This is a genomic window from Aeromonas sp., from assembly GCF_051657805.1.
Taxonomy (GTDB): domain Bacteria; phylum Pseudomonadota; class Gammaproteobacteria; order Enterobacterales; family Aeromonadaceae; genus Aeromonas.
Genome location: NZ_JBOFLJ010000047.1, coordinates 80047 through 94854 on the forward strand (window position 1 = coordinate 80047; position 14808 = coordinate 94854).

A 14808-nucleotide genomic window follows, 5' to 3' on the forward strand; every position below is an offset into this window, starting at 1 on the left:
AACTATTTGACCCTGTCCGAGCCTTGTGACAGCCTCTGACACGTCAATTACAAAGCGTGGAAGCACACAATAATGACTGAACAACCCCAGGCCATGACGGCCAAGTATCGCCAGGACTATCAAGCCCCCCTCTACTGGTGCGACAGCATCGATCTCGATTTCCAACTGCAGGAGCCCCTGACCCGGGTCACCGCCATCTCCCGTCTGCGTCGCAACGGGGAACACAAGGAACCCCTGGTGCTGGACGGTGAAGGGCTTTCCCTCGTCAGCGTCAGCCTGGATGGGGTGCCCTTCACGCAATACGAGCAGGGGGAGAGCAGCCTGACCCTGCTCAACCTGCCGGCCGAGTGTGTGCTGACCATCGTCACCGATCTCGATCCCGCCGCCAACACGGCGCTGGAGGGACTCTACAGGTCCGGCGACGCCTACTGCACCCAGTGCGAGGCGGAGGGCTTTCGGCGCATCACCTATTACATGGACAGGCCGGACATCCTGGCCCGTTACAGCACCCGCATCAGCGCCGACAAGGGCAAGTTCCCCTATCTGCTCTCCAACGGCAACAAGGTGGCGAGCGGCGATCTGGACGGCGGCCGACACTTCGTGCAGTGGCAGGATCCCTTCCCGAAACCCAGCTACCTGTTCGCCCTGGTGGCCGGGGACTTCGACGTGGAGCGCAACCACTACGTCACCCAGAGCGGGCGCAAGGTAGCCCTCGAGATCTTCGTGGACAAGGGCAACCTGGACCGCGCCGGTTTTGCCATGGAGAGCCTCATCAACTCCATGCGCTGGGACGAGCAGCGCTTCGGCCTCGAGTATGACCTCGACATCTACATGATCGTCGCGGTGGACTTCTTCAACATGGGGGCCATGGAGAACAAGGGGCTGAACATCTTCAACTCCAAGTTCGTGCTGGCCAACCCCGCCACCGCCACCGACACCGATTACCACGGCATCGAGCGGGTCATCGGCCACGAATACTTCCACAACTGGACCGGCAACCGGGTCACCTGCCGCGATTGGTTCCAGCTCAGCCTGAAAGAGGGGCTGACCGTGTTCCGGGATCAGGAGTTCTCCTCCGATCTGGGTTCCCGCGGGGTCAACCGCATCAACAACGTGCGCACCGTGCGCGGCCCCCAGTTTGCCGAAGACGCCGGCCCCATGGCGCACCCCATCCGCCCGGATGTGGTGATCGAGATGAACAACTTCTACACCCTGACCGTCTACGAGAAGGGCTCCGAAGTCATCCGCATGCTGCACGTCTTATTGGGGGAATTGAACTTCCAGGCCGGCATGAAGCTCTACTTCGAGCGCCACGACGGCTCCGCCGCCACCTGCGACGACTTCGTGCAGGCGATGGAGGATGCTTCGGGCGTCGATCTCGGCCGCTTCCGCCGCTGGTACAGCCAGTCCGGTACCCCCGAGCTCAATGTGACCGACGAGTACGATGCCGCCACCGGCACCTATCGCCTGCACGTGCGCCAGCATACCCCGCCGACCCAGGATCAGCCCCAGAAGCTGCCGCTGCACATCCCCCTCGACATCGAGCTGTATGATGCCGACGGCGCCGTGATCCAGCTCCAGTATCAGGGGGAGGTCATCGGCCAGGTACTGAACGTGCTGGAAGACGAGCAGACCTTCGTGTTCGACCAGGTGCCCGTGAAGCCCGTCCCCTCCCTGCTGCGGGACTTCAGTGCCCCGGTCAAGCTGCACTACGACTACAGCGACGAGGCGCTCGCCTTCCTGATGCGCCATGCCCGCAACGAGTTCGCCCGCTGGGATGCCGCCCAGATGCTGGTCAACAAGGCGGTGATCGCCGGCGTTGCCCGTGTGCAGCAAGGCCAGCCGGTCGCCGTTTCCGACTCCCTGCTGGCGGCCTTCGTCGCCATCTTCGACGACGCCGCGCTGGATCCAGCCCTCAAGGCCGAGATCTTGACCCTGCCGGGGGAGGCGACCCTGACCGAGTTGTTCGACACCGCCGATATCGACGCCATCCATCAGGTTCGTGGTGCCATCCAAAGCCAGCTGGCCCAGGCTTTCGGGGCGCGCCTCGCAGCAACCTACCAGAGCCTGCGCCTGACCGGGTACAAGGTGGTCCACGAGGATGTGGCCAAGCGCGCCTTGAAAGCCGTGGTGCTCGGTTATCTGGCGGCTCTGGACCCAGTCCAGGCCGATACCTTGGTGCGGGAGCAATATGCCCAGGCCGACAACATGACCGATACCCTGGCCGCGCTGCAGGTGGCCAACGCCTATCTGCTGCCATGCCGCGCCGCGCTGCTCGCCGACTTCGAGGGCAAGTGGGCCCACGACGGCCTGGTGCTGGACAACTGGCTGCGACTGGTGGGTGCGAAACCCGCCGCTGATGTGCTGGTCGAGGTGAAGCAGGCCATGGCGCACCCCACCTTCAGCATTCGCAACCCGAACCGGCTGCGGGCCCTGGTGGGCAGCTTTGCCATGAACAACCAGGTGCAGTTCCACGCGCCTGATGGCAGCGGCTACCGCTTCCTGACCGATCTCCTGATCGAGCTGAACGAGGTCAATCCCCAGGTGGCGTCCCGCCTCATCACCCCGCTTATCCAGTTCAAGCGGCTGGATGAGGGACGCAAGGCCTTGATCCGCGCAGAATTGAGTCGACTGGCCGCGCTGGACGGGTTGGCACGGGATCTGTTCGAGAAGGTGAGCAAGGCGCTGGCACAGTAAGCCGGCCTTGCTGACGGGCAGGGGAGCCAGGCTCTCCTGCCCGTTTTATTGAGAACCATTGCAGGAGGATGTCATGCGGCACTATACCTTCCGGCTCGCCCTCAGCCGGGATGAGATCATGCTGATGTATCAGGGCCATGCCAAGCGGCTGGTGGTGCGCACCGAGCAGGGACTGACCCTGGAACTCGGGCTGGAGAAGATCCGCGCCTTCGTCGCCACCAACGGGGTCCATGGTGCCTTTCGGCTGACGACGGAGGACGACCACCGTTTTGTTAAGATAGAGAGGATCCCCTGAACGGCAAAGGGTCCATTTGCATTGCCGTCGTCACCCGCGGTGCCCAGGGCCATTTTTGGCTTATCGGGGAGGATGATCACCGCTTCTCGAGGCTCGAGAGAGTCAATCAGCGGCGCACAATCTGGCGATCCACGCCGAGATGGGCAGCGGGGATGACCGCATTTGGCGGTAAAACCAGCAGGGATCTCTATCCGTTTCCCCAAAACGCATAAATTAACAAAACGCGAACATATTTCCGGGTAAATATCTGCTTTAAGTCACTATCTATCCGGCAAATAGGCTTACAGCCAGTGCGTTTTTCTGAAAATGAACGACTTGGCAAAATTTTTCACAACCCAAGCCGTGATCTGCCCCTTGTTTTTAACATCCCGTTATCACCTTTGCTCGCCTTCCTCGATCCAAGCCATTACACTTCGCAGCAACTCTGAACCGGCTGGCATCCAGGGTGGATGTCGCCGTGTCTGTGATGTCGTCCGATAAGGAAACTAGCAATGGCATTGAAAGACGCCCCTACCTCAGTTCTGCTCGAAAACGTTCTCAGCCTGATCCATCAGAAGTTGCCCAAGAAGAGTGCCTCTCTGGTGGAGCGCTTTGTCGCCAAGTTCTACGGCAACATGGCCAGCACCGATCTGCACGATCGCAATGACAGCGATCTCTACGGCGCGGCCCTGAGTCTGTGGAATGCGCTCAACCAGCGCACCGGCACCGACCCCTATATCCGGGTCTACAACCCCGAGCTGACCCGCCACGGATGGCAGTCTCCCCACACCATTGTTGAAATCATCCTGCAGGATTCCCCCTTCCTGGTGGACTCCATCCGCATGGCCCTGAAACGTCGCGGCATCACGGCCCACATGATGCTGCACCAGCCGCTGCACCTCATCCGCGGGGAGGAGGGCAAGATCAGCGCCATCCTGGCCCTGGATAACACCGCCGAGCAGACTTCGGTGGAGACCGCCTTCCTCATCGAGATCGATCACCTCACCAGCGAAGAGGAGATGGAAGGGCTGACCGCCGAGCTGAGATCCGTCGCCGGTGAAGTGGCCCTGGCGGTGGGGGACTGGCAGCCCATGCTGGCCCGTCTGAACGAGATCATCGAGGAGTTGCCCAAACGCAAGAACCCGGTGAGCAAGGCCGAGGTGGACTCCTGCGTCGCCTTCTTGAAATGGGTCGCCGCCCACAACTTCACCCTGATGGGTTATCGCCGCTACGACGTCCATGCGGTGGAGGGGGATCACGAGATCCTGCCCCAGGCGGATTCGAGCCTCGGCCTGATGAAGAATTCCATCAAGGACGAAGGCCAGCGCCTCGGCAACATGCCCGCCAGTGCCCGCCACGCGGCCCTGAGCTCCGATCTGCTGATCCTCACCAAGTCCAACAGCAAGGCTCGCGTGCACCGTCCGGCCTACGTGGATTACATCGGCATCAAGCGCTTCGACGAGCACGGCAAGGTGGTGGGGGAGGATCGCTTCATCGGCCTCTATGCCTCCTCCATCTACAACACCAGCGCGACCCAGATCCCCCTCATCAGCCATCGCCTCGAGCGCATCATGGCCGCCTCCGGTCACGAGAAGGGCTCCCACGCCTACAAGGCGCTGCTCAACGTGCTGGAGACCTACCCGCGCGATGAACTCATTCAGGCCCGTGAGGAAGAGCTGCTGGCCACCGGTCTCGGGGTGCTGGAGATGCAGGAGCGGGACATGCTTCGCCTGTTCGTGCGCCGGGATGTGTACGGCCGCTTCTTCTCCTGCATGGTCTATGTCACCAAGGAGCGCTACAACACGGCGCTGCGGGTCAAGACCCAGCAGATCCTGCAGAAATATTTCGGCAGCAACGACGAGGTGGAGTTCAACGTCTACTTCTCCGAAGGCGTGCTGGCCCGGACCCACTACATAGTGCGGGTCAACAACAACAACGTGGATGTGGATGTGAACGAAGTACAAAACAACCTGATTGAAGCCGCCCGCAGCTGGGATGACCGCCTGGACTCCGTCTTGCTCTCTCACTATGGGGAGGCTCGTGGCAACGCCCTGCGCCGCCGTTTCAGCGCCGCCTTCCCCCGCGCTTACAAAGAGGACGTGCTGCCGGGCTCCGCGGTGGCGGACATCATGGCCCTCGACGGCCTGAGTGAAGAGGCGCCGCTGGGCATGCAGTTCTACCGTGCCCAGGAAGAGGAGAACGATCGCCGGGTTCGCCTCAAGCTGTTCCACCGCGCCGAGCCCATCCACCTCTCCGACGTTTTGCCCATGCTGGAAAACATGGGGCTGAGGGTCATCGGTGAGACACCGTACCAGGTGCGCACCCCGGCCGGCGAGGTGTTCTGGATCCTGGACTTCTCCATGCTGCTGCGGGGCGATCAGCCGTTCGATCTCGCCCAGAGTCAGCAGCGCTTCCAGCAGGCCTTCGCCGCCATCTGGAACAAGACCCTGGAAGATGACGGCTTCAACCGTCTGGTGCTGGGGGCCGGCCTCTGCGGCCGTCAGGTCTCCGTGCTGCGGGCCTATGCCAAGTACATGCGCCAGACCGGCGTCTCCTTCAGCCAGTCCTACATCGAGGAGACGCTGACCCGTTACCCCGACATCGCCGAGCTGCTGTTCACCCTGTTCGATCTGCGCCTGAACCCGGCCATCAAGCAGGACGCCAAGGCCCAGGCCAAGCTGCATGAGCAGCTCGCCGCCAAGCTGGATCAGGTGGCGAATCTGGACGACGATCGCATCATCCGCCGCTACATGGAGATGATCGACGCCACCCTGCGCACCAACTACTACCAGCTGGACAAGGCGGGCAAGATCAAGCCCTACATCTCCTTCAAGCTGGCCCCCGCCAGCATCACCGACATGCCGCTGCCGCTGCCGAAATTCGAGATCTTCGTCTACTCGCCGCGAGTGGAAGGGGTGCACCTGCGCTGGGGCAAGGTGGCCCGGGGCGGCCTGCGCTGGTCCGATCGCAAGGAAGACTTCCGCACCGAGGTGCTGGGTCTGGTGAAGGCGCAGCAGGTCAAGAACACCGTCATCGTGCCGGTCGGCGCCAAGGGTGGTTTCTACTGCAAGCAGATGCCGGTGGGCGCCGCGCGCGCCGTCATCCAGGAAGAGGGCAAGGCCTGTTATCGCCTGTTTATCCGCGGCCTGCTGGATGTCACCGACAACATCATCGGCGGCGAGGTGATCCCGCCCCGTGACGTGGTACGCCACGACGAGGATGACTACTACCTGGTGGTCGCGGCCGACAAGGGCACCGCCACCTTCTCCGACATCGCCAACGAGATAAGCCAGGAGTATGGCCACTGGCTCGGCGATGCCTTCGCCTCCGGCGGCTCGGTCGGCTATGACCACAAGAAGATGGGGATCACCGCCCGCGGTGCCTGGGAGTCGGTCAAGCGTCACTTCCGTGAACTCGGCATCAACTGCCAGACCACAAATTTCACCTGCGTGGGCATCGGCGACATGGCCGGCGACGTGTTCGGCAACGGCATGCTGCTCTCAGAGCACACCCAGCTGGTGGGCGCCTTCAACCACATGCACATCTTTATCGACCCGACCCCGAACGCCGCCAAGAGCTTCGTCGAGCGCAAGCGCCTGTTCGAACTGCCGGGTTCGAGCTGGGAAGATTACAGCAAGGAGCTCATCTCCAAGGGGGGCGGCATCTTCCTGCGCTCGGCCAAGTCCATCAAGTTGAGCCCGGAGATCCAGGCCCTGCTCGGTACCGACAAGTCCAGCATGGCGCCGAATGAGCTGATCAAGGCGCTGCTCTGCCTGAACGTGGATTTGCTCTGGAACGGCGGCATCGGCACCTATGTGAAGAGCGCCCGTGAGAGCGATGCCGATGTGGGTGATCGCAGCAACGATGTGCTGCGAGTCAACGGTCGCGATCTGCGCGCCCGCATCGTGGGGGAGGGTGGCAACCTCGGCTTCACCCAGCTCGGCCGGGTGGAATACGCGAGCCAGGGCGGCCACATCAACACCGACTTCACCGACAACGTGGGCGGGGTGGATTGCTCCGATAACGAGGTGAACATCAAGATCCTGCTGAACCAGCTGGTGGCCGCCGGCGATCTGACCCTCAAGCAGCGCAACCAGATGCTGTACGAGATGACGGACGACGTCGCCCAGATCGTCATCACCAACGCCTATCGCCAGTCCCAGTCCATCTCGGTCACCGCCTTCCGCGGCGCCGAGCAGTTGAAAGAACAACAGCGCTTCATCCAGGGGCTGGAGCGTGAAGGCAAGCTGGATCGTGCCCTCGAGTTCCTGCCAAGCGACGAGGAGCTGTCCGAGCGCATGGCGGCGGGCCAGGGGCTGACCCGTCCCGAGCTCGCGGTGCTGGTGGCTTACGGCAAGATGGTGCTGAAAGAGCAGCTCAACTGCCCCGAGGTGACCGACGAGCCCTTCCTCGCCAACATGCTGGTGACCAGCTTCCCGGTCCAGTTGCAGCAGCAGTTCGGCACGGCCCTGGCCCAGCATCCGCTGCGCGGCGAGATCATCGCGACCCGCGTCGCCAACATGCTGGTGAACGACATGGGGCTGAATTTCGCCAGCCGTATGAAGGACGAGACCGGTGCCTCGGTGGCGGAAGTGGCCTGCTGCTTCGCCATGGCCCGGGAGGTGTTTGGCCTCAACAAGCTGTGGCGCGACATCGAAGGGTGTGACAACGGGGTGGATGCCAACACCCAGCTCGAGCTGATGTTCTACAGCCGCCGCATCGTGCGCCGCGCCACCCGCTGGTTCCTGCGCGCCCGCAATCGCAGTTGGAGCATCGGTGAGAACATCGCCTTCTTCCGTCCGGCCTTCGAGACCCTGGCAGAGCATCTCTACGAGGTGATGGACGAGAGCGAGGTGGCCGAGCATCAACAGAGGGTCGCGGAGCTGGTGGCCAAGCAGGTGCCCGAGCACATCGCCCGCCAGGTGGCCCACATGAGCAGCCTCTTCTCCAGCCTGGATCTGGCTCAGATCGCCGCTGAGCACAAGACCGACATAGTGCGTGCCGCCAACGTCTACTATCGCCTCGGCGCCAAGCTGGATCTGCACTGGTTCCTGGATCAGATCAACCATCAGCCGGTGGGTAACCACTGGCAGGCGATGGCGCGGGCCTCCTTCCGCGAGGATCTGGACTGGCAGCAACGCAGTCTCACCTCCGTGGTATTGGAAGGGTGCAAAGAGCAGGGGGAATGCGCTACCATACTGGCCAACTGGATTTCGGAGCATGAACAACTCTTGTCCCGTTGGACCCACATGTTGGCCGACTTCAAGACCTCCGGCACTCACGAGTTCGCCAAGTTCTCGGTGGCCTTGCGAGAGTTGAACCTGCTCCAGTTGAATTGCCGCACTCTTTAATCGCAAAGATTGGCATCACCCCAAAAGCCCCGGCCAGTTGCCGGGGCTTTTTTTAAGGAGCAAACATGCTGTACCCCATCGCCAGGCATTTTCTGTTCAAACTCAATCCGGAACAGGCTCACGATCTCTCCATCAAATATTTGCCCCGCCTTCTCGGTACGCCACTCGATTGTTTCTTCCGCCACTCCCTGCCAAAACGCCCCGTCACCTGCATGGGGCTTAATTTTGCCAATCCGGTGGGTCTGGCTGCCGGCCTCGATAAAGACGGGGAGTGCATCGATGCATTTGGTGCCATGGGGTTCGGCTTTATTGAAGTGGGTACCGTGACCCCTAAACCCCAGAGCGGTAATGACAAGCCTCGCCTGTTCCGGGTTATTCCGGCGGAGGGGATCATCAACCGGATGGGATTCAACAACAAGGGGGTCGATCATCTGGTGGCCCGGGTGCGGGAAGCCAAATATCAGGGTGTCATCGGGATCAATATCGGCAAGAACAAGGACACCCCCATCGAGCAGGGCAAGGATGATTATCTGATCTGTATGGACAAGGTCTATGATCACGCCGGTTATATCGCGGTCAATATTTCCTCGCCTAACACCCCGGGTCTGCGGCAATTGCAATACGGCGAGGCGCTTGATGAGCTGCTGGCGGCATTGAAGGCGCGTCAGCAGGAGCTGGCCGCCAAATATAAGAAGTATGTGCCGCTCGCCGTTAAAATCGCGCCGGATCTCAGCCAAGATGAAATAAATCAGGTGGCCGGATCCTTAATCAAGAACGGGATCGATGGGGTGATTGCCACCAATACCACCCTCGAGCGTGACATGATTTATGATATGCCCCATGCCGGTGAAGCGGGTGGGCTGAGCGGCCGTCCGCTGCAGCACAAGAGCACCGAAGTGATCCGCCAGCTGGCCAAGGCGCTGGATGGCGCCCTGCCTATTATCGGGGTAGGGGGGATCGACAGTGCCATGGCGGCCCGGGAGAAATTGGCCGCGGGTGCCACTCTGGTCCAAATTTACAGTGGCTTTATTTATAAGGGCCCGGCCTTGGTCAAAGAGATCGTTACCCATATTTAAAAAATAATCGGTTACCCTTATTTAAAGTTGCTCAATTTCTCGACATGGAATAAAGTCGAGTAACGGCTTAAGTAAGGGTAATCTCATGTGCATCCAACCCAATGACAATTGGCAATGGCATTATGACGCTCAGGATGATCGTCTGATGCTGGATTTATCCGATCGCATGATATTCGCCACCGAATATAAGGGGCGGCAACTGGTGCCCTGCTCCTTCACCACCCAGCCTTTTTGTGTGGACGATGCCGCCCTCTATTATCAGTTGATGGACAAGATTGCCGAACTCGATTGGAGCGTACCCCATCAGGTTCAGCTGGTATTGAATGCCATCGCCGTCAGTCGCTTTTATAAACCCCTGATGCCGCAAAGCTGGTTCTTTAATGAACAGTCGTCTTCCTGTGCACTGGAAGTCGGAACCTTGGTCTGTATGCAGACGTCTCATGGCCGTGGTGAATTCATGGTGATCGAGGCGGGGGATCAGGCGAGCGTCTGCCTGAACCTGACCGATGAATTAATTCTGACCACCAGCAAGACATTGCCACGCTTCGGGGTGATCAAGGTGATGAATAATCGCATGCAGGCAAGGATCACCCCGGCGGCGCAATATCGTCAGGTCAGCTGACGGATAGCAGGCGCATAAAATAATCGTCAGACAGACGCGTTATTGCTGTTTATTTTTTATCCCTTCCTATCATCCCGGCTACCCGCTTATTTCGATTCGAAAGGCGAGGGGCCAGTCACATCGATGACTAGCCTCGCTAGACTCCTTCATTCGACGGTTCTGCCACAGACCTTCATGCTGCCTACCATCGATTAAACAGATCAAAGTCACTACCAGGTGGCGTACTGACCGCGTCCCCACCGTTTGCAGGCCGATTTCATGAGATATCCTCCCATTGACTGACGCTGCTTGCCCGGGGTCACCCCTTATATTCCCGTGAGGCCCAAGGTTCGGATGCCGAGCGCAGGCCGATAAGGTATAATGCGGCACTATTTTTATGGCATCCCCGTGAGCGTGATGAAAGAATTTTTTGCAACCTGCCCCAAGGGGCTGGAAAACCTGTTGGCCGATGAGCTGACCACCCTGGGCGCGGAGCAGGTCCGTGAGACCGTTGCCGGCGTGCATTTCAAAGGCGAGCTGGCCATTGGCTACAAGGCCTGCCTGTGGAGCCGTTTCGCCTCCCGCATCGTGCTGGTACTGTCCGAATTCCAGATGAACGACGATCTGGATCTCTATCTCGGCGCCCACACCATCCCCTGGGAAGAGCACTTCTCCGGCACCGCCACCATCGCCGTGGACTTCACCGGTACCAACCCGGCCATTCGCAACACCCAGTACGGGGCGCTCAAGATCAAGGATGCCATCGTCGATCGCTTCACCAAGCGCGGCCACGTGCGCCCGGACGTGGACAAGAAGTCCCCGGACATCCGCATCATGGCGCATCTGGGCAAAGGCAAGGCCAACATCACCCTGGACCTCTCCGGCCCGGCCTTGCACCAGCGCTTCTATCGCCAGGGCACTGGTGAGGCACCGCTCAAAGAGAACCTGGCCTGCGCCATGATCGCCCGTAGCGGCTGGGCCGGTGAGCCCATGATGGACCCCATGTGCGGCTCCGGCACCCTGCTGATCGAGGCGGCCTTCATCGCCGCCGACATGGCGCCGGCCCTGCGCCGCGAGCGTTTCGGTTTCGATCGCTGGCTGCAACACGATGGCGAGCTGTGGCAGAGCCTGATGATGGAAGCCCAGGTCCGTGCCAAGCGCGGCATGCAGCGCTGCGAGGTGAAGCTGTTTGGTTGCGATGCGGACACCCGGGTGCTGATGAAGGCCCGTGACAACGCCAAGGCCGCCGGTGTGGCGCACCTCATCACCTTCAAGCAGGCCGATGTGACCCAGTTGCAGAACCCGCTGCCCAAGGCCGCCCCCGAGGTGACTGACGCCATGGCGCAAGAGGATCAGCCTAAGGCTCAGGTGGGCATGCTTATCTCCAACCCGCCCTACGGCGAGCGTCTGGGGGAGTTCCCGGCACTGCTGGAAGTACACCAGGCGCTCGGCGATGCCCTGCGCCGCAGCTTCCAGGGCTGGCGCGTCTCCATTCTTTCTGCCTCACCCGAGCTGCTCAGCTGCCTGCGCCTGCGGGCCGACAAGCAATATCGCCTGTTCAACGGGGCGCTGGAGTGCCAGCTGCGCAACTACCAGATCGCGCTGGATTCTGTCGCCTCCCAGAAAGAGGTGGCCCAGGACTTCGCGAACCGTCTTCGCAAGAACCTCAAGACTCTGGAGAAGTGGGCGAGCAAGGAGAACCTCGACTGCTACCGCATCTATGACGCGGATCTGCCGGAATACAACGCCGCCATCGACCGCTACAAGGATTACCTGGTGGTGCAGGAGTACGCCGCACCCAAGGACATCCCCGCCCAGAAGACCCGCCAGCGTCTGCTCGACATGGTACAGGCCGCCATCAAGGTGACCGGCATGGACGGCGAGAAGGTGATCCTGAAAGTGCGCGAGCGTCAGGAAGGCAAGCAGCAGTACCAGAAGCTAGGGGAAGAGCAGCACCGGATGGAGGTGCAGGAGTACGGTGCCCGTCTGTGGGTCAACCTCTACGACTACCTGGATACCGGTCTGTTCCTGGATCACCGTCAGACCCGCCGCATGCTGGGCCAGATGGCCAAGGGCAAGCGCTTCCTGAACCTGTTCGCCTATACCGGCAGCGCCACGGTACATGCGGGCCTTGGCGGGGCGAGCGAGACCACCACGGTGGACATGTCTCACACCTACCTGAACTGGGCCCAGGACAACATGCGCCTGAACTCCCTGGTGGGCCGTCAGCACAAGTTCGTGCAGGCGGATTGCCTCAAGTGGCTGTCGGAAGCCGATGGCCAGTACGATCTCATCTTCATCGATCCGCCCACCTTCTCCAACTCCAAGCGGATGGACGAGAGCTTCGACGTGCAGCGCGATCACCTGGTGCTGATGCAGCACTTGAAGCGCCTGCTGGCGGCGGACGGCACCCTGGTGTTCTCCAACAACAAGCGCCACTTCAAGATGGATCTGGCCGGCCTCGAGGCCGCCGGCCTCAAGGCCCAGAACATCACCGGCAAGACCCGGCCCAAGGACTTCGAGCGCAACCAGCACATCCACAACTGCTGGATCATCACCCACGCTCCCGAGGGGAGCGCCGAGTGATGCTGACCCTGTTTCACACCGACGGCTGCCACCTGTGCGAACAGGCCTGGGAGCTGGTGGAGCAGGCAGGGCTGGCCGATCAGACTCATCGCCGCGACATCATGGCGAATGATGCCTGGCTCGCCGCCTATCGGGTGCGTATTCCGGTGCTGCGTGATGAGGCCGGCCGGGAACTCGGCTGGCCCTTCACCCTGGCGGAACTCAGTGCCTGGGTCGATGCCAGTGCCCCCCATGGGGCGAGATAACAGAGTGAAAGGGTGGGGGAAGGCAGGACCTTCTTCCGTCTTTTTGGCAGGTAACAAGGAAACTTCATGGCTTTATTAACATTGCACGACGCTTGCCTGTCGTTCAGTGACTTCCCGCTGCTGGACAAGGCGGAACTCTCCATCGAGCGGGGCGAGCGCCTCTGTCTGGTGGGTCGCAACGGGGCGGGCAAGTCCACCCTGATGAAGGTGATCGCAGGCGAATTGCCCCTCGATGACGGGCGCGTGGTCCTGCAGCAGGATCTCAAAGTCACTCGCCTGGAGCAGGATCCGCCCGCTTCCAGCGAGCTGACGGTGTTCGACTACGCCGCAGAAGGGCTGGCTGGAGTCGGGGAGCTGCTCAAGCAGTATCACCACATCTCCCTCGAGCTTGCCCACGATCCGAGCGATGCCAACATCCGCACCATGAGCGAGCTGCAAGAGAAGCTCGACTATCAGAATGGCTGGCAGCTCGAGACCCGCATCAACCAGGTGCTGACCCTGCTGGGGCTGGATCCCGACGTGACCCTGGACAGTCTCTCCGGCGGCTGGCTGCGCAAGGTGGCCCTGGCCCGCGCCCTGGCCTGCGATCCGGATCTGCTGCTGCTGGACGAGCCGACCAACCACCTCGACATCGAGGCCATCAACTGGCTGGAAGATTTCCTCAAGGATTTCCGCGGCGCCATCGTCTTCATTTCCCACGATCGCGAATTCATCCACAAGCTGGCGACCCGGATCATCGATCTGGATCGCGGCGAGATCACCTCCTGGCCCGGCAATTACGATCAGTACCTGCAGGGTAAAGAAGAGTGGCTGCGGGTCGAGGAGCTGAAGAACGCCGAGTTCGACCGCAAGCTGGCTCAGGAAGAGGTGTGGGTCCGTCAGGGCATCAAGGCCCGCCGCACCCGCAACGAAGGTCGCGTCCGTGCCCTCGAGGCGATGCGCATGGAGCGCAGTCAGCGCCGCGAGCTGCAGGGCAAGGCCAAGCTGCAGCTGGACGAGGTCAATCGCTCCGGCAAGCTGGTGTTCGAGACCGAGGGGTTGGGGCTGGACTTTGGCGATCGCACCCTGTTCCAGGGGCTGGATTTGCAGGTGCTGCGTGGTGACAAGCTCGCCCTGGTCGGCCCCAATGGCTGCGGTAAGTCTACCCTCATCAAGCTGCTGCTGGGTCAACTCGCTCCCAGCCGGGGCAAGGTCAAGGGGGGCACCAACCTGGAGGTGGCCTATTTTGATCAGTACCGCGAGCAGCTCGATCCCGAGCAGACCGTGGTGGACAACGTGGGGGAGGGCAAGCAGGAGGTCATGGTCCGCGGCCGCTCCCGCCATATCCTCGGCTACCTGCAGGACTTCCTGTTTGAACCCAAACGGGCCCGTACCCCGGTCAAGGCCTTGTCAGGGGGCGAGAAAAACCGTCTACTGTTGGCCAAGCTGTTCCTAAAACCCAGTAACTTGTTGATTTTGGATGAACCAACCAACGATCTGGATGTCGAAACGCTGGAATTGCTGGAGGAGCTGCTGACGGATTACCCCGGCACCCTGCTGCTGGTCAGCCACGATCGCCGTTTCATCGACAACACGGTGACCGGTTGCTGGCTGTTTGAAGGGGATGGGCGGATCAGCGATTATGTGGGCGGTTACGCCGACATGATGGCGACCCGGGCATTGCAAGAGGCGCAAGCGACAAGCAAACCGGCACCGAGCAAGACGCCAGAGCCTGTCGTGGCGGCGAGCCCCGTCGCCACAAAAGCCAAGAAACTCTCTTACAAGTTGCAGTTGGAACTGGATAATCTACCGGCCCGACTGGAGCAACTGGAGGCTGAACTAGATGCCCTGCAAACGGAGATCAACCACCCCGGTTTCTTCTCCCTGCCGGCAGAGCAGACTCAGTCCAAACTGGATGCATTGAATGCGGCCGAGTCCGCATTGGAACATGCCTTCTCCCGCTGGGAGGAGTTGGAAGCGTTGAAACATCAAGAATAAG

The 14808-nt window shown here is 61.0% G+C and carries 8 protein-coding genes; all 8 read left to right on the top strand.

Annotated elements, in window-relative coordinates; genetic code table 11:
• The first annotated feature begins 72 nt into the window (after window positions 1–72).
• Window positions 73–2697 (top strand): aminopeptidase N, encoded by a 2625-nt coding sequence (gene pepN / locus ACRCYW_RS15155; RefSeq protein ID WP_438550884.1) that lies wholly within the window; start codon window positions 73–75, stop codon window positions 2695–2697.
• Between the two features lie 73 nt (window positions 2698–2770).
• Entirely contained in the window at window positions 2771–2992 is a 222-nt protein-coding gene (locus tag ACRCYW_RS15160; RefSeq protein WP_438550885.1) for a DUF2835 family protein, read from the top strand.
• A 491-nt stretch (window positions 2993–3483) separates the two neighbouring features.
• Window positions 3484–8322, top strand: coding sequence for an NAD-glutamate dehydrogenase (locus ACRCYW_RS15165; protein ID WP_438550886.1), 4839 nt, complete (start codon window positions 3484–3486; stop codon window positions 8320–8322).
• A 65-nt stretch (window positions 8323–8387) separates the two neighbouring features.
• Window positions 8388–9398 carry a quinone-dependent dihydroorotate dehydrogenase gene (pyrD, locus tag ACRCYW_RS15170; RefSeq protein ID WP_438550887.1) on the top strand — a complete coding sequence of 337 codons (1011 nt, stop codon included), beginning with the start codon at window positions 8388–8390 and terminating at the stop codon, window positions 9396–9398.
• 85 nt (window positions 9399–9483) lie between these two features.
• Window positions 9484–10020, top strand: coding sequence for a cell division protein ZapC (locus ACRCYW_RS15175; protein WP_438550888.1), 537 nt, complete (start codon window positions 9484–9486; stop codon window positions 10018–10020).
• Between the two features lie 360 nt (window positions 10021–10380).
• On the top strand, window positions 10381–12585 hold the full coding sequence (gene rlmKL / locus ACRCYW_RS15180; protein WP_438550889.1) for a bifunctional 23S rRNA (guanine(2069)-N(7))-methyltransferase RlmK/23S rRNA (guanine(2445)-N(2))-methyltransferase RlmL: 2205 nt from the start codon (window positions 10381–10383) through the stop codon (window positions 12583–12585).
• A complete protein-coding gene (locus ACRCYW_RS15185) occupies window positions 12585–12830 on the top strand; it encodes a glutaredoxin family protein (protein WP_438550890.1) in 246 nt (81 codons plus the stop codon). The genes rlmKL and ACRCYW_RS15185 overlap by 1 nt, the downstream gene beginning before the upstream one ends.
• 66 nt (window positions 12831–12896) lie before the next feature.
• Window positions 12897–14807 carry an ATP-binding cassette ATPase Uup gene (gene uup / locus ACRCYW_RS15190; protein ID WP_438550891.1) on the top strand — a complete coding sequence of 637 codons (1911 nt, stop codon included), beginning with the start codon at window positions 12897–12899 and terminating at the stop codon, window positions 14805–14807.
• Window position 14808: the final 1 nt, after the last annotated feature.